At 68.5% G+C, this 19,802-nt stretch carries 21 protein-coding genes and 1 pseudogene; 7 read left to right on the top strand and 15 right to left on the bottom strand.

Translation table 11 applies throughout. The annotated features are described in order from the left end of the window. Positions 1–32: 32 nt before the first annotated feature. The 4 genes from AC069I_RS30680 to AC069I_RS30665 all read right to left on the bottom strand — a co-directional run bounded on the left by AC069I_RS30680 (position 33) and on the right by AC069I_RS30665 (position 4,123). Positions 33–1,187 carry a sulfotransferase family protein gene (locus AC069I_RS30680; protein WP_478228018.1) on the bottom strand — a complete coding sequence of 385 codons (1,155 nt, stop codon included), beginning with the start codon at positions 1,185–1,187 and terminating at the stop codon, positions 33–35. Between the two features lie 596 nt (positions 1,188–1,783). After that, positions 1,784–2,701, bottom strand: coding sequence for an EamA family transporter (locus AC069I_RS30675; RefSeq protein ID WP_478228019.1), 918 nt, complete (start codon positions 2,699–2,701; stop codon positions 1,784–1,786). Positions 2,702–2,753: 52 nt separating this feature from the next. After that, positions 2,754–3,803 carry an L-histidine N(alpha)-methyltransferase gene (locus AC069I_RS30670; protein ID WP_478228020.1) on the bottom strand — a complete coding sequence of 350 codons (1,050 nt, stop codon included), beginning with the start codon at positions 3,801–3,803 and terminating at the stop codon, positions 2,754–2,756. Between the two features lie 32 nt (positions 3,804–3,835). Then, the gene (locus AC069I_RS30665; protein ID WP_478228021.1) at positions 3,836–4,123 is read right to left on the bottom strand and encodes a hypothetical protein; all 288 of its coding nucleotides are present in this window, start codon (positions 4,121–4,123) and stop codon (positions 3,836–3,838) included. 223 nt (positions 4,124–4,346) lie between these two features. On the opposite strand from AC069I_RS30665, the gene AC069I_RS30660 reads away from it, so the two are divergent. The 7 genes from AC069I_RS30660 to AC069I_RS30630 all read left to right on the top strand — a co-directional run bounded on the left by AC069I_RS30660 (position 4,347) and on the right by AC069I_RS30630 (position 7,864). Then, positions 4,347–4,826 carry a MarR family winged helix-turn-helix transcriptional regulator gene (locus AC069I_RS30660; RefSeq protein WP_478266992.1) on the top strand — a complete coding sequence of 160 codons (480 nt, stop codon included), beginning with the start codon at positions 4,347–4,349 and terminating at the stop codon, positions 4,824–4,826. Positions 4,827–4,854: 28 nt separating this feature from the next. Continuing rightward, a complete protein-coding gene (locus AC069I_RS30655; protein WP_478266991.1) occupies positions 4,855–5,277 on the top strand; it encodes a winged helix-turn-helix transcriptional regulator in 423 nt (140 codons plus the stop codon). Continuing rightward, entirely contained in the window at positions 5,228–5,635 is a 408-nt protein-coding gene (locus AC069I_RS30650) for a DUF6924 domain-containing protein (RefSeq protein ID WP_478266990.1), read from the top strand. The genes AC069I_RS30655 and AC069I_RS30650 overlap by 50 nt, the downstream gene beginning before the upstream one ends. Further along, complete coding sequence (locus tag AC069I_RS30645; protein ID WP_478266989.1) at positions 5,625–5,777, top strand: hypothetical protein; 153 nt, start codon at positions 5,625–5,627, stop codon at positions 5,775–5,777. Before AC069I_RS30650 ends, AC069I_RS30645 begins: the two co-directional genes overlap by 11 nt. A 611-nt stretch (positions 5,778–6,388) precedes the next feature. Further along, positions 6,389–6,694 carry a hypothetical protein gene (locus AC069I_RS30640; RefSeq protein WP_478228026.1) on the top strand — a complete coding sequence of 102 codons (306 nt, stop codon included), beginning with the start codon at positions 6,389–6,391 and terminating at the stop codon, positions 6,692–6,694. Between the two features lie 197 nt (positions 6,695–6,891). Continuing rightward, complete coding sequence (locus AC069I_RS30635) at positions 6,892–7,350, top strand: SPW repeat protein (RefSeq protein WP_478266988.1); 459 nt, start codon at positions 6,892–6,894, stop codon at positions 7,348–7,350. A 94-nt stretch (positions 7,351–7,444) separates the two neighbouring features. Beyond that, positions 7,445–7,864 (top strand): CBS domain-containing protein, encoded by a 420-nt coding sequence (locus tag AC069I_RS30630; protein WP_478266987.1) that lies wholly within the window; start codon positions 7,445–7,447, stop codon positions 7,862–7,864. A gap of 283 nt (positions 7,865–8,147) precedes the next feature. Here AC069I_RS30630 and AC069I_RS30625 read toward each other — a convergent pair whose 3' ends face one another. The 11 genes and pseudogenes from AC069I_RS30625 to AC069I_RS30575 form a co-directional block, all read right to left on the bottom strand. After that, positions 8,148–8,657, bottom strand: a complete 510-nt coding sequence (locus AC069I_RS30625; RefSeq protein ID WP_478228029.1) for a phosphatase PAP2 family protein — start codon at positions 8,655–8,657, stop codon at positions 8,148–8,150. A gap of 63 nt (positions 8,658–8,720) precedes the next feature. Continuing rightward, positions 8,721–9,234 (bottom strand): annotated as a pseudogene (ligD, locus tag AC069I_RS30620) (non-homologous end-joining DNA ligase LigD); the annotation flags it as partial. A gap of 252 nt (positions 9,235–9,486) precedes the next feature. Then, complete coding sequence (locus tag AC069I_RS30615) at positions 9,487–10,950, bottom strand: class I adenylate-forming enzyme family protein (RefSeq protein ID WP_478228030.1); 1,464 nt, start codon at positions 10,948–10,950, stop codon at positions 9,487–9,489. Next, positions 10,947–12,320, bottom strand: coding sequence for a CoA transferase (locus AC069I_RS30610; protein ID WP_478228031.1), 1,374 nt, complete (start codon positions 12,318–12,320; stop codon positions 10,947–10,949). Before AC069I_RS30610 ends, AC069I_RS30615 begins: the two co-directional genes overlap by 4 nt. Next, positions 12,317–13,108, bottom strand: coding sequence for a class I SAM-dependent methyltransferase (locus AC069I_RS30605; protein ID WP_478228032.1), 792 nt, complete (start codon positions 13,106–13,108; stop codon positions 12,317–12,319). The genes AC069I_RS30610 and AC069I_RS30605 overlap by 4 nt, the downstream gene beginning before the upstream one ends. Then, complete coding sequence (locus tag AC069I_RS30600) at positions 13,099–14,592, bottom strand: class I adenylate-forming enzyme family protein (protein ID WP_478266986.1); 1,494 nt, start codon at positions 14,590–14,592, stop codon at positions 13,099–13,101. Before AC069I_RS30600 ends, AC069I_RS30605 begins: the two co-directional genes overlap by 10 nt. Next, positions 14,589–15,893, bottom strand: coding sequence for an FAD-dependent oxidoreductase (locus AC069I_RS30595; RefSeq protein WP_478266985.1), 1,305 nt, complete (start codon positions 15,891–15,893; stop codon positions 14,589–14,591). Before AC069I_RS30595 ends, AC069I_RS30600 begins: the two co-directional genes overlap by 4 nt. Continuing rightward, positions 15,890–16,813: a UbiA family prenyltransferase gene (locus AC069I_RS30590; protein WP_478228035.1), complete on the bottom strand. Its 924-nt coding sequence runs from the start codon at positions 16,811–16,813 to the stop codon at positions 15,890–15,892. The genes AC069I_RS30595 and AC069I_RS30590 overlap by 4 nt, the downstream gene beginning before the upstream one ends. Next, a complete protein-coding gene (locus AC069I_RS30585) occupies positions 16,810–17,451 on the bottom strand; it encodes a class I SAM-dependent methyltransferase (protein WP_478228036.1) in 642 nt (213 codons plus the stop codon). Before AC069I_RS30585 ends, AC069I_RS30590 begins: the two co-directional genes overlap by 4 nt. Then, complete coding sequence (locus AC069I_RS30580; protein ID WP_478228037.1) at positions 17,451–18,572, bottom strand: DegT/DnrJ/EryC1/StrS family aminotransferase; 1,122 nt, start codon at positions 18,570–18,572, stop codon at positions 17,451–17,453. The genes AC069I_RS30585 and AC069I_RS30580 overlap by 1 nt, the downstream gene beginning before the upstream one ends. Further along, positions 18,569–19,702, bottom strand: a complete 1,134-nt coding sequence (locus tag AC069I_RS30575; protein ID WP_478266984.1) for a DegT/DnrJ/EryC1/StrS family aminotransferase — start codon at positions 19,700–19,702, stop codon at positions 18,569–18,571. Before AC069I_RS30575 ends, AC069I_RS30580 begins: the two co-directional genes overlap by 4 nt. Positions 19,703–19,802 lie beyond the last annotated feature (100 nt).

Below are 19,802 nucleotides of genomic sequence, written 5' to 3'. Positions count from 1 at the left end.
GTAGGCTCCGGCACCCTGTTGCTCCCCTTCTGTCAGGCTTCCTTCGGGACGGCGAATTCCTCGATGTAGCCAGAGAATCGTCCGGCCAAGGCACCGGCCGACAGCCCGAACCGTTCCGCGCGGTAGGAGTGCCCGCCGGAAGTGCGGTTCGCGGCCAGATAGCGGTCCATGCGCGCACGCACGTCCTTGGTGAGCGGAAGATCCGCGGCCTCGCAGATACGGGTGACGACCTTCATGGGATCGCCGATCAGATCCGCGTAGCGCACATCCAGCAACGGCTGCCGGAACGGCCCGTCCTCCCGGCGAAGACCGTCCAGGACGGGCGCGACCCGGTTCAGCCAGTAGTCCCCGATCTCACGGTCGTCCACGTCCGCGGAGCTGGCCCCACGCACGGCGGACGTCAGGCTGCAGACACTCGCCACCGCCACCGCCGGGGACCGGTGCAGGCGGATGACCAGCGCGTCCGGGTACACCTTGGCGAGGTCGTCCAGATACCACAGGTGAGACGGCCCTTTCAGGAGAATCCGGTCGCCGGGCACGCGGTCCAGCAGGACCGACAGCTGGGTGCGGTGATACCGGTACACCGGGACCATCGACCGGCCGTCCAGCCATTCCGAGTACCGGGGAACGTGGTATCTCAGCGCGAAAATCGGGTCGTGGAAAGTGTTGGCCGTCAACCGATGACACTCTTCGGGCAGCCCGGCACGCAACGGATGGATGCGCTCGAACTCCGGCGCCAGCCGGTGGTACTCCGCGACGTAGGCCTCGCACTGCGCGATCAGGTCATCCGGCGGATCGCGCCGGGCGGGCGCCATCATTTCCCACAGTGCCGGCGCACGAAGCAGAGGGTGTTGCGCGAGCAAGTGCTGCAGGAAGGTGGTTCCCGTACGCAGGAGCCCGGTGATGACGACCGGCCGGATCCGTCTCCGTTCCAGCTCCGGTTTCTCCGCGACCCGGCGAGCCGTCTCGATACGTTCGACGAGCGAGCGCACAAGTGACTTCCTCGCTCTACTGTGTCCCGCGGGACTCAGTCGTCCTTCTTCATCGAGCGAACGCACGAGCTGTTCCAGCGCCGTCGAATGCGGGAGTTCGGCTTCGTCATCACCGGAGACACGCCGCGCGGAATTCGCCAGACCCACTGGATCCAATGATTCCCGCTTGACCGAGACGTCCTGGTTCGACTTCACGCGACCTCCCCGCTCACGGTACGAAGAAATGACGACAGCGTTCACCGGTGCGACTGTGGCAATTCAGTCGACTATGCTGTTTCGGCCGACTGAAGAGGGTTCATCGGCGCATGACAGGCACTCGCTCCACAGTGAAGGCATGAACGAATCACGCCTTCCATTCCCGTGTCATCCGGAACCCCCAGAAGATCCATTGCCTGCGAGTGTAGCAGACAACGGTGCTATTTCGTGAAATTCTGACGCCATCACACCTTGAGCCGAACGAACAAGATCAATATGATGATTTCGCAGTCACGACGTCCGATCACCATTGATTCTATTGCGCTCAACGCAGGCTTGCCATTCCGGAGGAAGCCATGATCGCAATGAGTCATAATCACACCCTCGGCGCATTGGCAAAAAGGTGAACACGGCAAAGCGGGAGCCAGCGACGAACACACTCGGCGATCGGATTTATTTCAGCCGCTCGCGCGCAATGTCGATGACGGGATTCCACCATGACGAGCCACTCGCCACATTAAGAGCAAGCGACAGAAAGATGCCCGAGCCAAAGCCTTTGCCGTAACGGCGAGAACATCAGAGCGACAGCTCTGAACTCATCTTCCGCGCAACTCGAGCGCGACCGCGCCCAGCACCAAAGAGCCGCCGACGAAAGCGCCGATCCACAGCGGTTCGTCAAGCACGGTCGCACCGATCGCGGCGCCGACAAGCGGCGTGATGTAGGCATAGGTACTCACCAGCGGCGCCGGTGCGCTCTCCAGCAGGCGCGTGTAAAGCATGAAGCCGACAAGCGAATCGAAAACGAGGAGGAAGACCGCCGCACCCGCCGACGTCCAGCTGATATCCGCCCAGCGACCCGGATCGAGCTGACCGAGTGCCAGCGCGACCAGCAACAACACCGTCCCACCGGCCAGCAATTGAACCGCACTCGCGACGACTCGATCGAGCGGACGCTCGACATTGGCCGTCAGAAGACTTCCCGCCGCCCACAGGATCGGTGCGACACAGAACGCCGCCACCGCCCAGGGAGCGCCGCCGATGGCACTGCCCGGTGCCGTCAGCACGACGATCACGATCCCACCGAAGCCTGCCACGAGGCGGATCCAGGACGCGATTGTCGACCGGACCCCGGTCAAACCGCTGAGAAGCACCACCCACAGCGGGATCGCCGCGGCGAGGATCGCACCGAGGCTGGCGGTCACCGCGGTCAGCGCCACGGTGGCGAGCCCCTGCCCGCCCACCAGCAACAGCACCCCGGCGATTGTCAGCGTCCGCACTTGCCGGCGCGTGGGCCGCGGACGCTTGCGTGCCACACCGGCGAGCACGATCCCGGCCAGCAGGAAGACCAGCGCCGCTCCGCCGACCGGCGGGATCGTGTCGACCATCAGCTTCATCGCCGGGATCGCCGAACCCCAGCACACGTAGAGCGCGAGCAGCAGAAGCACGGTCCGATCGGAAGGCACTGCCGCCCTCCGATCGCCGCCCGGACGCCGGGTCGTTCTGCCGGTGATCATCGTGGGATCCTCGTACTCTCTCGATCCGCATCGCCCGCTCGCGCGCGCGACGTCAGGTCATCTCCACCAGCAAGAGGGCGTATTTCACGGACGGTTCCTCGTAGGATTCCATGATACGCATTCCCACCGCATCCAGCAGTTCGTCGAGTTCGTCCTCCTTGAACTTGTGCGAAGTGTCGACGGTGACACGCTCGTCCGCCTTGATCACACCGCGCAGATTCAACTCGGAAAGAGTGAACGTGACGTCCACCTTCGGCCATATCTGCGCTTCCATACGGCAGGCGTCCGTGTTGTAGTTCAGCCTGCTCTGGAAGACGGACGGGTCGAAGTCGCCACCGAAAAGCCGGTTCAAGCAGGCCAGCCTGTTGGTCAGGAAGTGGTGCCACAGGTCGTGACCGGGAGGGTCGTTGTACGCGGTTTCGAGAGCCGGACGCGACTTGTCGAAATCGACGCCGACCATCAGGACGTCGCCGCGGCTGCCTGCCGACCTTATTCCGGTCAGCAGTTCGTGCCGCTTCTGTTCACTCATATTGCCCAGCGAACTGCCCATGAACATGAACAACCGAGATGCTTCAGGCCGCTGCTCCACGACCTTCAAGCCACTGTGGTAGTCGCCGGCCACCGGCCAGACCTCGAGGCCGTCGATGGAACCGGCGAGCCGGGCGGACGTCCTCATCAACATTTCTTCCGAAACGTCGATCGGCACGTACCTCAGCGACTCGGACGGCATGGAAGACATTCGGCGCAGCAGCAATTCGGATTTCGTGGCGGTACCACAACCCAGTTCGACTATCTCGTCTCGTTTCACGAGACCGCAGATCGAGTCGATGTTGCCCGCCAGCAACTCCCACTCGGTGCGATACGGGTAGTAGGTTTCCAGATCACAGATCCGCGCGTACAGGTCGGAGCCTCGCTCGTCATACCCGTACACGGTGGGGATCACGCGCGGAGCTTCCGAAAGGCCCGCTATCAGCTCCTGAATCTCGCTCGTGGCATCGTCGACGCGCACGTCGATCAGATCGTTCACCGCACCCATTCCGCCATCCAATACGTAGATTTTCAAGAACGGACAAGCTTTGTCGATCTCACCGGAGAGCAGCACGGGCCGGCGCCGTCGAACGCCGCATGCCCGCGTCAGCGGGCCGAAGCCAGGCCCGCGGCAGCTATATGCGCGTTTTCGATCGCTTGCCTTCCCGCCACCGAGGCGGCTCGCGCCTGCTCGACCCAAAGCTGCATCGTGGCCAGGGCTTGTGCGGGCTCTCCCGCAAAGGGACCGTCGGCCACTTCGAGCGCGTCCGCCCCGGCTCGTCGCTCCAGTTCCCGGACAAGGACTTCGAGCATTCCGTCGATGGCGCCGAGCGTGTGCCCCAGAAGCCCCAGTTCCTCGACGAGCATCGCCGTGGCGACCCCGTTCGCCGGCATAGCCGCAGCCCGGCGCGTCGCCGTGCGGGCCACCCTGAGCAAATCCCCGTGGTTGCACTGATCCAGAGACTCGGTGCGAAACGGCATAGTCACGGCTCGACCTGTCGCTTCACGGAGCAAGAGCTCTGAAATCGGCAGGTACCCGACCTGTTCACCTCCCCACGACAGTATACTGCCATCGGCGACAACATGCTGTCAACGCGAAAGACAAGGTGACGTGACGGTGAGCGGAGCAGTGGAGGCGTACCGGCTGCTGATCGCCGACGTGTACGAACTGGCCGGGCTGAGCCGCAGGATCGGTGAGCGTGAGGCCGCCGGCGAAGGAACCACCGTCGCGCGCTGGCACGTCCTGAGCGTGGTGTCGGAGACACCGTCCGCCGTGCCGGAAATCGCGCGTCGGCTCGGACAGGTACGCCAGGGTGTGCAGCGCGTTGTCGACGACCTCGTCGAGTCGGGACACCTGACTCGGCATCCGAACCCGGGTAACCCCCGGTCGCCCAAGGTCGGCGTCACGCCGGCAGGTCACGCCCTGCTCGAGAAACTCTGGGAAGTCAGCGAACGCTCACGTCAGCGGGTCACCTCGACTGCCGACCTCGACGAGCACACGCTCCAGGAGACGCGCGGCGTCCTGCGCCGGTTGACGCTTTCCCTGAAGGAACTCGAAAGCCTCCAGAACGATGGCCGGACCACCGGACCGTCGTGAGTCATGCCCATACGTTCCGGATGACAGCGTGACCACGCGTCTGGTGCTCGAACACGTCACCAGCCGCTGGGGCACACTCGTCCTGATCGCACTGCTGGATCGCCCGTACCGCTTCAACGAGCTGCGATGGCAGATCGGCAAGGTCAGCGAGAAGATGCTCGCCCAGACACTCCAAACGCTGGAACGTGACGGACTGGTTCACCGCGACGCCAAGCCGGTGATCCCGCCCAGGGCGGACTACTCCGTCACCGAACTCGGCAAGGAAGCCGCGGACCAGGTGAACGGCTTCGCTCACTGGACGGAGCGCCGGATGACGGCCGTGCAGAAGGCGCGAGCGGATTACGTCGCGGCGATTCGTCGAAGCCGTCCGCGTTCGAGCCTGCCGCCGCTAGGGTACGTGCATGGCGGAGTTACCGGTCGGCTCAGTCTTGGTCCGCACTTGGTTCGGTGACGACCGTGCCTGGGATTCTCTGGTCCACGAGGTACGGACACCCAGCGATGAGGAATTCCAGGCGAGTGTCGCAGTGGTGAACGATCCAGCTTTCGCGGGTTTGAGCGCCGAAGCGTTGAAGGCAAAGCAGACGGCTGGAACGATCGTTTCGTTCCTCGCGGACAAGACGACCCTCACGAACGCCGAACATCCCATCCTTGCCGTCTGGGTTCTTCCGCTCCGGGGCGTTGATCATCAGCCGTTCCGGGTGGTGTCCGCCGAGCTGCCGAGCGTGGAGAACAACATCAACCTGGGAAACATGGACTGGGAGGACTTCACGGGTTCGGTGAGCGCCGACGGTGTGTTCCGTGGATTCTGACACCGAGGTGGCGATCACCCGTGTCGACGACTCCGTGTTCGAGGGCACGGGAACCGGGTCGAGCGAGTGCTACACCTGGGTCATCCAGTTCATCCGTCTCGACTGGCGAGGACTGCTGGACCAGCTGGAATCCCTGCCCTGACCCGATCCGTACTCCGTCCAGGCCCTCGTCCCGGGCGATCATCGGAGCAGCACCCCAACGGCCGTCCCGAGCGCGAGGCTCCGCCGGTCGAACGGGGTCGTCATGACCCGGTACCGGCGACCTCCGCCGTGCGGACGGTGAGCGGAGTGCCTTGCATACACGTTGTCGGCGTTCCGGGCCGGAGCGAGCCCCGCACGACGGCCTCCACGCCCGGCTTCAGCTCGGGCACCGGACGCACCAGGAGATACTCGCGGTCAGGTGCGGCGAGTACCAGGCACCCGGGTTCCACGCCGTTTCGCACGGTGCCTCGTACGGTCACTTCCGTTCCCGAAGGCGCAGGCGCTGTGGGTGTTGCCGACACTCCGCCGGGCGGCACCGGAGAGGGCCGGTCCGAAGGCGCACATCCGGTGGCCACGGCCAAGACCACGGCCATCGCCACCACACCGATACGCATTTTTCCTCCTCTGGAAGAGATCGCGGACTCCGCGGGATCAGAGTCCGGTCGTCGCACACCGTCGAGGGGAAGTCGAGGTGTCGTTGCACCGCCCAGATGTCGTCGTGGCGCTCCGGAGGCAGGATCCCGTGCCGGATCGCCCACTGCCACCCATCCGATGGGCACGACCGTGTCGGCGGCGAGCACCGTGTTCGCGTGCACCACGGCGTTGTCGCGCACTTCGACGTGCCCGCCCAAGCGCGCCCCGGGGAAAACCGCGCAACCGGTGGCCGGGAAACAACCGTCGTCGCCGATCCGCGCCGGATACGCGGCCCGTCCCCGCACGAGGGCGTTCTCCCTCACCACCCAGCGCCTGCCGACGCGGACCTCACCGTCCTCCGCCGTGAGCACGGCCCCGAAGAGCACTCTCGCGTCCGCCCCGACCCGCACATTCCCGCACAGCACTGCGGTCGGCGCCACGTAGGCGCTCTGATGGGCCTCCGGGCGACGCCCTCGATGTTCGTACAGCGGCATCGTCGCCTCTTCCTGGTCGCACTTCGAACGTGACGCGTACCCGGCCAGGACGAGCGGGAAACACGGCCGTCACCCCGATCGGCGGTTTGTCCGCCGAGGTGCCGGGTAGCCGACAAGTTCGGAGAACCGACGCGGAGGTGAACGAGCATGACGATCCGGACCACCACACGCCAGACCGCGCAGGACCCCGCACGGACACAGGAAGGGGCCGTCGGATCCACCGGCTCCTCCGAGGTCTCGATCGGGCTTGTCCTGCTGGCGGATGTGTACTTGATCTTGTCACCCTGGGTGATCGAGTTCACCGGCACCTTCGGCATGGCCGCGACCAACATGATCAGCGGTATCGTGCTGGCGCTCTTCGCCGCCGGATGCGCCCGCTCCGTCGGCCTGCGCACCGTGGCCTGGGTGATTCCGGTCCTCGGCGTCTGGGTGATCGCCTCGCCATGGGTGATTTCCCGGGGCCGTGGCCTGGTGCCGCTCGACTATCCGGGTATGCCGGAACTGAACACGGCGACCTGGCTGAGCAACGTGATCGCCGGCGTGACCGTGCTGGTCGCCGGAATCGCGCTCGCGCTGTCGGCGCGGCGACGCCCGACCCACCGGTGACGACGGCAAGCACGCATATCCGAAAGCGGATCGGGTACCCCGAAGCCATGGTCCCCGCTGATTCGAATCGGAAAGGGACAGGAAGGAAGCCATCATGGGCCGGCTCGTCCGCGATCTCATGACCACCGACCCGGTCGCCCTGCCCGCCGACACACCGGTCCGCCGGGCGGCGCAAGCGATGCGCGACAAGGACATCGGCGACGTCCTCGTCCTCGACGGAGACCGGCTCGCCGGGATCGTCACCGACCGCGACATCGTCATCCGTGCCGTCGCCGGCCAGGACGACCTCGCCGATTGCCGCCTCCGGGACGTATGCAGCTCACAGGTCGTCACCGTCTCCCCCGACGAGGACGCCGACACCGCCATCTCCCGGATGGCCGGCAACGCGGTGAGACGCATCCCCGTCGTCGACAACGGCCGCCCGGTCGGCGTGTTGTCCCTCGGCGACGCCGCAATGGAATACGACCCGAACTCCGTGCTCAGCGAAATCAGCGCCGCCGAAGGCAACCGGTGACACCCGGCTTCGCCGAGTCAGCCCGTTCACCGCCCCGGGCTTCCCGCGTCCGCGACGCGGTTCGTCCTGTCTCGCGAACCGCGGAGTACCTGGTGCCCGCTCACACCGCCTGCACGCCTGCGCACAGGCCGCCGTACACGCCTCGAGGGTGTAGCGGATGGTGGCGTACCCTGTGTGCCGGGACAACAGACGTCCGGTGGTGTCGCGGAGATCGGCGCTCCTTCCGGCGATTCGCAGGCACTGGTCTTCAGGTGCCCCTGGCCGCTGAGGGCGGTCTGACGTCTCAGTGGCGGCCGCGGAGTCGATACGCCACCGCGAAACCCAAGGCGACCCCACCGAAAACGTCGGTCGGCCAATGAACATGCGTCCTGACCCGGCCGTAGCAGACCACGAACGCGAGCGGAGCGACGGCCACGCCTGCCTTCGGCGAGCGAAGGGCGACCGCGGTGGTGAACGCGGCAGCCGTCACCGCGTGCTTCGACGGGAACGAGGACGAAGTCGGCCGTTCCGGCAGGGATTCGCGGGCGGGCAGGCGACGCGTGGCGGGACGAGGACGGCGGATCAGCGCGCTGAGCAGATGCCCGCTCAACATGCCCGCACCGGCGGCCACCAGCCCGCATACCCCGGCCCGGCGGGAAGATCCCCGGCGCACCGCGAGCAATCCCGCGACGACGAACCACAGCAGGCCCCCTCGCGCCGCGGTCGTCGTCGCGACCACGACCGGATGCGCCCGCGAGGTCGGCAGGCCATGGTCGTCCAGTTTCCGTAGCGCTTCTTCACCTACCGGCCACATCGGTTGTGGACACCTCCTGCCGATGACTTACCCCGAATGGGCGAAGATCATTCGGGGTAAGTCCTAAGGCAGAGACGCCCGTTTGCTGTCGAGATCGGCGAGCAGGTCACCGTATTCGACGGCGCGGTCGCGCACGTCGTCCGCGGTGAACACCAGCTGTGTCGCGCGGCGGCAGGCGCGGACCTCGTCCCAGTTCACCGGGGTCGAGTCGGTGGGACGGTCGCGGCCGCGCAGCGAGTACGGCGCCACCGTGGTCTTGGCGGGGTTGTTCTGGGACCGGTCGATGAACACCCGCCCGGCCCGCTGGGCTTTGGCCATCACGGCGGTCACCCGGTCCGGTGTCTCGCGGGCCAGGCGCTGGGCGAGTTTCTTGGCGTAGGCCGACGGGGGCCGCGGGGTCGTCTGTGGTGATGGCGCAGTAGAGCTGCATGCCTTTCGAACCAGATGTCTTCGCCAGCGGGGAAAGTCCGTCTTCGGCCAGTGCGTCGTGCAGTCGTTCCGCGACGCGACAGCAGTGCACGATCGAGGTTCCCGGACCGGGGTCGAGATCGAACACCAGCCGGTCCGGCGGACGGCGGCCGAGCGCCGCGCCGTTCCGCCGAACTGAGACCGTGCCGGCTACCGATCAACTATGGAGGTCCTTGTGCGAGGGCAAGGACCATCACGCGGTCGGGCGCCCCGAGTGTCCGCCCGCACTCGATCTTCACGCCGCCGCCGCGGCCCGGCGCGATCACGCCGGTAACAGGACCGGGCCAACCGGCTCGTATCGAGAATGTTCGTCAGCGGATTCCTCGCCACGATTCCGCCGGTGAGGCACGTCAGTGTCACCTCAAGACGTACTCCGGTACAAGCGAGCCGCGAGATCGGCCAGCGTGCGGTGGCAGGTCTTACCGGTGCGGCCCAGCGGAAGTTCGGGAAGGGTGACCAGGAACTCCGGCAACTTGCGCACGGCGAGGCCTTGGGCGGTGAGGAACGCCGCGAGTTCGGGCAGCGTCGGCGTGTGGCCGTTCCGGGTCGCCACACAGGCGCAGAGCCGTTCGCCCAGTTCGGTGTCCGGTACCGCGACACAGGCGACCTCCCTGATCGCGGGATGGTCGCCGAGCGTGCGCTCCACCTCCGCCGGGCTGATCGTGTACCCACCGCGGATCACCACGCGTTTGCTCCTGCCGGTGACGTGGAGCCCGCCGCGCTCGTCGAAACGGCCGTTGTCGCCGGTTCGCACCCAGCCACCGTCCGGCCGGTATGCGGCGTCCAGCTCCGGCGCGGCGACGTGGCACAGCGGTGTCATCGGGCCTCGGGCGTGGATTTCGCCGTCGGTGATCCGGATCTCGCACACCGCGGGATCCGGTACGCCCACACCGTTCTCCGGTCGCGTCGTATGACAGTTGACACCGTCCGACGAGCCGTAGACGTCGATCATCTCGACGCCGAACCGTTCACGGCACGCGGCCAACGTCGACGGAGGCAACATGTCGCCGCTCGACACGATGGCCGCGAGCCCGGCGGTGTCCACGGTCGCGGGATGGTCGGCCATGCGCCGCCACATCGCGGGTACGGCGAACACGTGGGTCGGGCGGTGCTCGGTGATCAGGCGCAGCGCCGCGCCCGCCTCGAACCGGCGCGTCGAGATCAGCGTGCCACCGAGGCGGCACAGCGTCACCGGCGCCCCGAACGAGCCGAATCCCGACGTCGGCGAGACCAGGACGAGATCGCGGGGAACCTCCGTCCCGCCGTGGACGGCACGGAGGTAGTTCGCCCGTCCGCCGGCGAAGGCGTTGTGCGAGTAAGCGACCATCTTCGGCGCCGACTCCGAACCGGAGGACACCAGAATCCGTGCCGGGGCCTCCGGATTCGGACGGACGATACGCGTCGCACGGCTGGATTCACCCACCACCCGCCCGTTCTCGACGACGAACCGCACACGCGCGCGTTCGAGGAGATCGCCCGAGCCCGGCGGCAACGGCAGCACGACGGCGCCGAGCGCGAACACGGCCAGTTCCGCGACCACCGCCGCTCGTCCGGCTGGTTCCCGCACCCCGACGATGTCGGTCGAGCCGCATCCGGCGGCAGCCAATCGGGCTGCCAGCTCGCGTACGGCGGCGTCCAAGCGCGCGTAATCGAGCGATCCCTCGTCGTCGATCACCGCCGTGCGAAGCGGATGTTCGCGCACCCGGTCGCCGAAGAGCGAGTACAGATCCCTGTCCGGGCAGTGTCCACATCGGACCCATTCGCGGCGGAGCCCGGCCGGCACGAGGTCGCGCAGCACCACCCCGGTCGCGGACACCCAAGTCATGACGTGAATTCCCACGGCGACGCGACGAGTACGCAGTCATCGTGGATCAGCGCGCGGGAAAACCGGGGGTCCGCGGCGAGCGCGGCGAGGTCGTCACACACCGGCACGCTCACCGGACGGGCGCAGCGCCGCCGGGCGCCCGCGTTGAGCCTGCTCGCCGCGGACAGGAGCGACGAGTCGGCCCGCGTGGCGCCGCGGGCCAGGGCCGTCACGATGCCGTGCGCGCAGACGACCCCGCCGAACACGTCGACGATCGTCATCAGCGTCGGCGGAACGCCCGCGTAGGCCTGCACGACGAAATCCGTGCCCACCGGCGGTTCCGGCCCCAGCTCGGCACCCCACCCCGACGCGTGCGCGTACAGGATTCCGGGCCGGGCACGCGCCAGGTCGAGTGCGCTCAACGCCCACTGCCCTGCCTTTCCGGGCGCCCAGTTGTGCAGGAAGACGTCGGCGCCGACGGCGAGGTCGAGCAAATGGCCTCTGCCGTCCCGGGTGCTCAAGTCGATCTCGATGACTTCCTTGCCGTCGTTGAGCGCACGGAACCTGGCCGACGCGTCGCCGGCGATCGGCGGGACCCACCGCAGCGGGTCGCCACCCGGCGGCTCGATCCGCAGCACCGTGGCACCGAGCAGCCGCAGCAGGTGACCGGCCAGCGGGCCCTGTACCCGGCGGCATGATTCGAGGACCACCAAACCGGACAACGGGAGCGGCACCGACGGCCGGGCCTGCCGGTGCCCGCGGCCCAGCCCGCTCACCGCGAAGGCGGGCAGCCGGTCGAGCCTCCGATCCGCCACCCTCACCAGCGTCATCCCGGTACGGACCGCGATCCGCTCCGCCTCCGCGACCGGCCGTGCCGCGAGAGCTTTCACCAGCCCCGGTGGCAGCGGGCAGGTCGCGGTGGCGAACCGGAGCAGGAACGGCCGCCAGGCATTCGAGATCACCCGCCCGTCGATGCCGAGTGTCCTCCAGAACCGTTGCCACACCGCCGGATCGAGTGTCTCGATCTCGTACGCGACACCGTCGGACGAACGGAACGGCGGCCCGCCGGGGAAGAAGTCCTCGGCATGGTCGTCTTCGGCCGTCGCCGCGGCCAGATACTGGGAGACGGCCAGCAAAGCCGCCTGCGCCATCGAGGTGGACACGCCGCGCAGCGGGATCCCGCGATCACGAGCGAGCCCCAATGCGACGCCGCCCAACTCGGCGAGTTCGGCCGCGAGGATGGACGCGTAGTCCAGTCCGAGCGGGGTCGGTTCGCCGAAGCGCCGGCCATGTACGTGCATGATCCCGCAGGCGGCCTGCACGTCGAGCTCACCGGCCAGCGGCAGGTCGATCGGACCCGCGACGGTCACGGTGTCCACCTCGGTGATCATGCGGGGCGCCTCCCGTGCACGGAGTACAGCACACACGACGAGGCCCGGAACCTCGGATCCGCCATGACCGAACGCACCTCGGCGAGTTCCTCGTCGGTCATCCCCGCGGCGATCAGCCGGTCCCGCAGATGATGGGTGTGGTGGATCAGCAGCCGCAGGCCGGGCGATCCCGCCCGCCACGGGAAGACCAGCGGTACCGGGTCGACGTCGACCAGGCCCGCGTCGGCCATCGACGCGGCGACCCTGCGGCCCCACGTGCCGTCTCCGCCCGCGGTCCTGAACGTCTTTTCCTTGGCCGCCAGGAAAGCCTCGTAGACACCCGCCGCACGGGCGTCGGGTGCGAGCAGCACCGGACCGTAGGAGATGTCGAACTCGTCGATCTGCATCCAGCCACCCGGCTTCAGTGCCTGCGCCAGCTTCCGGAGGACGGCCTCCCGCTCCGGCAGATGCTGCAGGACCAGCCGGGCGTGGACGAGGTCGAACTCGCCACCCGGCAACGGATCGTGGACGACGTCGTGCCGGAGGACGGTCAGCCCCGGCCCGGTTCCGATGTGGTCGGGTTTGATGTCGGTCGCCAGCACCGATCCGGTCGGTGCCACCCTGGCGGCGAGCCACCGCGCGACGCCGCTGCCGCCCGCGCCGACTTCGAGGCAGGACCAGCCCTCCCGCACGCCGGTCCGCTCCAGCCGCGCGAAGGTGGCCGGGTCGTACGCCTCGGAGAGGCACCGATGCTGCTCGGTCGCGTGGTCACTGTGGTTGTCGAAGACGTAGGCCGTCGTCACGTCCACCTTCCCGATCCGTTCGTGGCGGCCGTCCCGGTCAGCCGCTCCAGCAGTTCCAGCCGCCGCACCTTCCCGGTGCCGGTGCGCGGTACCTCGTCCCACGTGAGCGTCACCGGCTCCCCCATCGGCGGCAGATCGGCCACGGCCGCCCGCCACCGCGCCGGCTCCAGTCCGGTGTCGGTCACGACGACCGGGATCGGCGCCCGTCCCGCCGCGGAAAGCACGACGCATTCGGCGATGGCCGGAAGCCGGTCCTCGATCGCGTCCTCCACCGAGAGACAGCTCAGCCCGGGGACGCTGTCGACCTCCCGGTCCAGCAACGTCACCGCGCCGGTCCGGCTCACCACGCCGAGATCGCCGGTGTTCCACCACGATCCGTGTGCCTTGTCCTCCCAGCGGTCCTGTTCGCCCACGTAGGCCACACAGCGAGCACGGGTGCGTGCCAGGAGGAGTCCCGGAGTGCCGCGCGGGACCGGTTCGGCGGTCTCCGGGTCGACGACCCGCAGTCTGGCGAGGCCGGGCAGTGGCCTGCCGATGTCCCGCGTCGCCCGCACGGAGCGCCTGGTGAAGAACCGGAACGAGAGGGGGCCGGTCTCCGATTGACCCCAGCCTTCCATCCACAGTGGACGTTTGCGGCGGGTGGCGTTCAGCATCGTCCTGATCACCGGTGGGTGCACGGCGTCGTAGGTGCTGACGAACCGCCGGACCCGGCGAAACGGGTTCTCCGGCGAGTGCGCGAGTGGCCGCCAGCGCACGAACGTCGACGGGAGGGCTTCGATGACCGTCGGCCGATGCCGTCCGAACACCCGCTCCGCCGCGGTGGGCTCGCTCAGGATCACGATCTCCTGTGGCGCGAGGCACAGCGCCGACGCCGTCCAACAGAAGGTCCGGCCGTGCGCGTAGGCGCTGGCGTTGCCCAGCACGTCGTCGCGCCGGACGCCGAGGACAGGCCAGCGGACCGCCTCCGGCCGGGCCAGCCGGTCGATGATCGTCCGCGTCGTGTGGACCACCAGTTTCGGTGTCCCGGTCGTCCCCGACGTATGGCAGATGAGCAGCGGTTCGTCGGCGTTCCTTCGGTTCGGCTCCGGCGATGGGGCGGCGGCGAAACCGTCGATGGGCAAGACCCGGTCTCCGCGCAGGGAAGGCCGATCGGTGACCACGACCGCGGCGTCCAGCCGTTTCAGCAGCACTTCCAGCGTGTCGTCCGGCAGGTGACCGGACAGCTTCGCCGCGACGGCACCGATCCGCACCGCGGCACACGCCAGCAGGTCGTAGTCCCAGTGGTTCCGCTTGACGATGGCGACCCGGTCCCCCGGCCGCACACCGGCTTCGGAGAGCCATCCCGCCACGTCCCGCACCAGCTCGGCGAGCCCGGCGACCGGGTACACGGTTCCGCGCTCGGGCGCGATGTCGAAGGGCCGGTCGAGGCGCACCGTCGTCCGCGTATGCGCGCATTCGTCGAACAACTTTCCCATGTCGTGCGGTTTCATCCGGCTCGTTCCTCCTTCACGGGGCACGCGATCCGATCGGTCAAGCGCCGCGCGGCCCGCACGCCGGAGCGGACGGCCGCTTCGCTGCACGGGCTCAGGAAAACCCAGTCGCCCGCGTAGTCGACAGCGCTCCGGCCGAGGCCTGCCTCGAAGGAAGCACGCAAGGCGAGCGCGCGGGGCGTCACCTCGGGCGCAGCGTGCCGCACCCGCCGGACCAGTGCGCGGCGGGTCGCCGCCCGCAGGCCGGGGACGAGACGCTCGGCCGCGCCGGTCAAGCGGGTCACCGCGTCCTCGTCGGTGGCGGTCAGCAGCTCCGGCACCGCGTCCGGATGGGCCATGACCGTGACCAGGCCGCGGCCCGCGGGCGCGCGGCCAGGGTGCTTCAGGTGGTCGAAGATGATCGTGGCCACCGTGCCGTTCTCCGCCGTCGGCACGATCAAGGCGTAGTCGGGACCGCCGAGCGGACGATCGAGCAGCAGATGGGCCTTGACCACCGGCGTGAACGAGCAGGCGGCGAGGAAAGCCGACCCGTGCCGCGGATTCAGCTCGGCCGCGGCAGGGGCGGGCACGGCCAGCACCACGGCTTTCGCGCTGATTTCGCGCGTACCACCGATGATCCGCGCCACGGAGCCGTCGTCGACGACCTGATCGACACGAAAGCCGGTGCTGACGTCGACCCTCTCGGCGAGGGCGCGGGCGAAGGTGTCCATTCCGTCGCGGTACGCCCGCCACGTCGGCGGCGGGCCGACCGAGGTGAGCAGGGCGAGCAAGGGCGCGGCCGCCGAACGCGCCGGATCCCAGCCGAAGAACCCGGAGACGACCGGTTGCAGCAGGTAGTCCAGCAGATCCCGGTGGTGGGGCGCGGCGAACTCGGCGACGGTGCGCCCGCCCAGCCGGGAGACCTCCGGCCGCTCGGTGTCGAACTCACCCCGCATCGCCCGTACCCCGGCCAGCCGTGCCCGGAGGGACAACCCCGCTCCGGTGAGCAGCCCCCTCGTCTCCGCGACGCCGGACCTGGGTCTGCCCCGCCACATCGCGATGCCGCGGCCGATCCGGGGAGCGGCGGCGTCGTCGATGCCCAGCTCCGCCAGCAGCCGCCAGGTCTCGCGATAGCCCTGCTCGGCCATCTGTTCGGCGCAGGTGTCGATCAGGAAGCCGTCCTCGCGCAGCGTCGTCATCCGGCCACCGACCACGTCGGCCGCTTCGAACACCCGTACTTCGCGCCCGGACTTGCCGAGCTGGTACGCGGTGGTGAGCCCGGCGACGCCGGCGCCGACCACCGCCACCTCGACATCGGTCACGCGATCACCACCAGGTTCACCACGACCAGGCTCAGCACGGTGATCCGGTGGATGCGGATGCCGAGCAGCCGGGCCCGCATGATGTCGCCCAGCGCGAACCCGAGCCAGAGTTGCCAGACCCGCGACACGAGGGTCGGGAGCAACGCGAGGGGGAACCACCACGGGCCACCGAGCGCGGGCACGGCGAAGATCAGGGCGAACTCCGCGGCCGACACGGCGATCACGAAGAACATGTTGCCTCGCGGCGAGGTCAGCGCCGCGACCGTCGGCCTGCCGACCCGCCGGTCACCGTCGACGTCGTTGGTGTTGGAGTACACGCCGAACAGCAGCGGCCCCAGCCCGAAGAGCAACGCCTGGGCGAGCGCGAAACCGGTGAACTCGCCGGACGCGAGGCCGTACGGCGCCAGTACGAGCGCCCAGCCGAGCGCGGCGATGAAGAACTCCTGGAAGCCATGGTAGCTGAGCTTCACGCCCCAGGAGTACTGCAGCGAGAAGAAATAGGTGACCACGATCAGCACGACAGTCCACACAGGACGGTGCGGCGCGATCGCGATGGCCGTCAGCCAGAGCAGGGCGCCGACGACGGCCGTCGCCCACGCGAACCGCAGCACCTGGCCCTCGTCCAGGGTTCCCGCCACCAGCGGTTTGCGGTACCGCTTGCGCTGGGGGTCGTCCGGTGAGTAGTTCGTGATGTCGCTGCCGTCCCGGTATCCCGTGAGATCGTCGAGGGCGACCATCGCCGCGATCACGAAGACCTCGCCGAGCAGGAACACGCCGACAGAGGCCAGGACTCCGCTGTCGAACCTCACCGCCGGCGCGAGCAGCGTCCACACCACGACCACGCCGAGGTAGTAGTCGACGATGTCGAGTTTCGCGAGCCGGAAATACGCCTTGCCGCGAGTGGCGGCCAGTGTCGTCATCGCCGGTCGTCCAACGCGATCAACGCGGCGAAGGACCGGTCACCGCCGTAATGCAGGTCGTGCCGTTCGAGCAGGCGGGAGCCCGGGAGCAGGGCCAGGTACTCCTCGACGGTCCGCAACCGCGAGAACCTGCCGACAGGGATGTCCGCTTCCTCGTATTCCACGAGAACGAGGTGACGGGCCGCCGCGGCGATCGCCCGGCACGCTTCGACGATCTCGTCGTCGTCCAGTACATGCATCAGCACCCAGACGCAGACGGCGACGTCGAACCGCTTGTCCTGCCACGGCAGCCGCTGGACCGTCGTCCGCACGAATTCCACAGTGGACAGATGTGCGCAGTTCTCCCTTGCCAGCGCGAGCATGCGCGGGGTCATGTCGATCGCCGTCACCGTACGGGCCCGCGCCGCGATCGCCGGGGTGATCCGGCCCATCCCGCAGCCGATCTCCAGCGCGGCCCCGACATCGCCCAGTGAACGCAGAAGGCCGGTGACGAGCCGGATGGTGCGGGTGGTCGTCTCGGCCGCGAGTTCGGCGGGCTGCGAAGCGCGCATGACGCGGGACAGCCCGGCGCGTTCCGCACGCCTGTGCCACTCCTCGGCGACCTCGCTCGGTGCGGGCGTCCGGGTGATCTGCTGCATCACGACTCCTTCGCGAACTCGCACACCGCGTCCGCGATGCGTTCCACCTGTTCGTCCGTCAGATGGGGGTAGATGGGTATGGCGAGAGTGCGCCGCGCGGCCAGGTCCGCCGCGGGCCAGGTGTCCGACGGGCGGGTGTACCGCGCGAACGCGGGTTGCCGCGGCAGCGGGGCCGGGTAGTAGACGTGCGAGCCGATCCCCCGCGCCGCCAGATGGGCACGGAGTTCGTCCCTGCGCTCGGCGAGCAGCGAATAGACGTAGTAGCACCGCCCGTCCTTCGCCGGGGGCGGCGCCAGCACCCCGCAGCCCGCCAGGTCGGCGAAGCGCTCGGTGTAGTACTCCCCGATCCGTGCCCGGCGTGCGAGCCGCCCGGGAAGACCCGGGAACCGGTACAGCTGGAACGCGGCCATGATCTCGTCGAACCGGCTGTTGTAGCCGACCCGGTGGTACAGGAACCGGTTCTTGCCGTCCTGGCCGTGATTGCGCAGCATCCGCACCGCCGAGGCGAGTTCCGGATCGTCGGTCACGACCATGCCGCCCTCACCCGGCATACCGAACGTCTTCACCTGGACGAACGAGTACACACCCGCGTCGCCCCATCTCCCGGCGGGCGTGCCCGCGAGGGTTCCTCCTTGCGCGACCGCGGAATCCTCCAGCAGCCGCACGCCCGCGCCGGACGCGATCCGGCGCAGCGCGGGCATGTCCGCCATGACCGAGAACATATGCGCCGGCATGATCACTTTGGTCCGCGCGGCGACCAGCCGGGCGACCGCTTCGGGATCGACGACCATGGACCACGGGTCGATGTCGGCGAACACCGGCGTCGCGCCGAGCGAGGCGGGCGCGGCCGCGAGCGGTGCGCAGCCGAACGCGGGCACGATCACCTCGTCGCCGTCGCCGACGCCCATCGCGCGCAGCACCAGCGTCAGCGCCGAAGTTCCGCTGCCGCAAGCGATCGCGTCCGCCGCGCCGACCGAGTCACGGATCGCCGCTTCGAAACGGGCCGTCTGGTCGCCGAGGATGAACTTCTGCTCCGCCGCGAGGCCGACGCGGCGGACGATGTCCAGCAGTTCGGCACGGTCCTCGTCGAAGAGATCGGGCGGGAAGAACGGCAGTGTCATCCACGCCGCCCGCGGTAGAACGCGCGGATCGAGTCGCAGACACGGTCACAGTCCCCGGTGGACATGTCCGGATACAGCGGCAGCGCGAGGGTACGACGACAGGCGTTCTCGGCGTTCGGGAAATCGCCCTTCCGGTGGCCGAGCCCGGCGAAGCAGGGTTGCAGAGGCAGCGGCGACGGGTAATAGACCTCGGTCCGCACACCGTCGGCCGACAGATGCGCCGCCAAGTCGTCGCGCGACTCGACCTCCACCACGTAGACGTAGAACACGCTGTCCGGACGCGCCGACGGTAGCTTGCGCACCCCCTCGACGTCCGCGAGCGCCGCCGTGTACCGGGCGGCCAGTTCCGCGCGGCGAACGATGTCGAGATCCAGCCTGGTGAGCTTCGCGAGGAGGACGGCGGCCTGGATGTCGTCCATCTTGCTGTTCACGCCGGGCAGGCCGGTCGCCGTGGCGATGGCGGGGAAATCGGCGATCGTGCCGCCGAACCGGCCGTGGTGGCGGAGCGCGTCGGCGGTCTCGGCGATCCGCCGGTCGTCGGTGAGGACCGCGCCCGCGTCACCGAGCGCGCCCAGCGTCTTGGTCGGGAAGAACGACAGCACCCCGCCCGCCCCGAAAAGCCCGGCGTGCTTGCCACGATGGCGCATGCCGATGGCCTCCGCGCTGTCCTCCACCACGGTGAGCCCGAGCCGCTGAGCCACGGCGAGGACGCCGTCGATGTCCGCGAGCCGCGAGAACAGATGCGTCGGCATGACGAACCGGGAGCGCTCCCCCGCGGCGTCCGCCACCGCGGCGGGGTCGATGCCGTACCCGTCCGGCTCGATGTCGGCGAAGACCGGCCGGCCGCCCGCGAGCACGACCGAGGTGGCCGACGCACCGAAGGAGAAGGCGGGGACGACCACTTCGTCACCCGGCCGCAGACCCGCCGCCCGCAACAGCAGGACCAACGCGTCCGTGCCACTGTTGACCCCGATGACGAACTTCGCGCCGGTGTAGCCGGCCAGCGCGGATTCCAGCTCGGCCACCTTGCGGCCGTGCGAATACTTGCCATTTTCGATGACATCGAGAATATGTCGTCTGGCACTGGGCCACGTTCGCTCGAATGTGCTCGATTGGTTGAAAAATGACACCGACAGCGTACCCACCTCCGATGGCGTTGAGACCCGTTCCCGAGCGTAGGTCAGGAAAACCGGTCACTCGGCAGGTTCGCACTTCCTGGTCAACTCACGC

The organism is Amycolatopsis sp. NPDC043885, from assembly GCF_056435685.1.
Note: the sequence above shows the minus strand (reverse complement) of the source record. Positions and strands in the feature narration are given on the sequence as shown.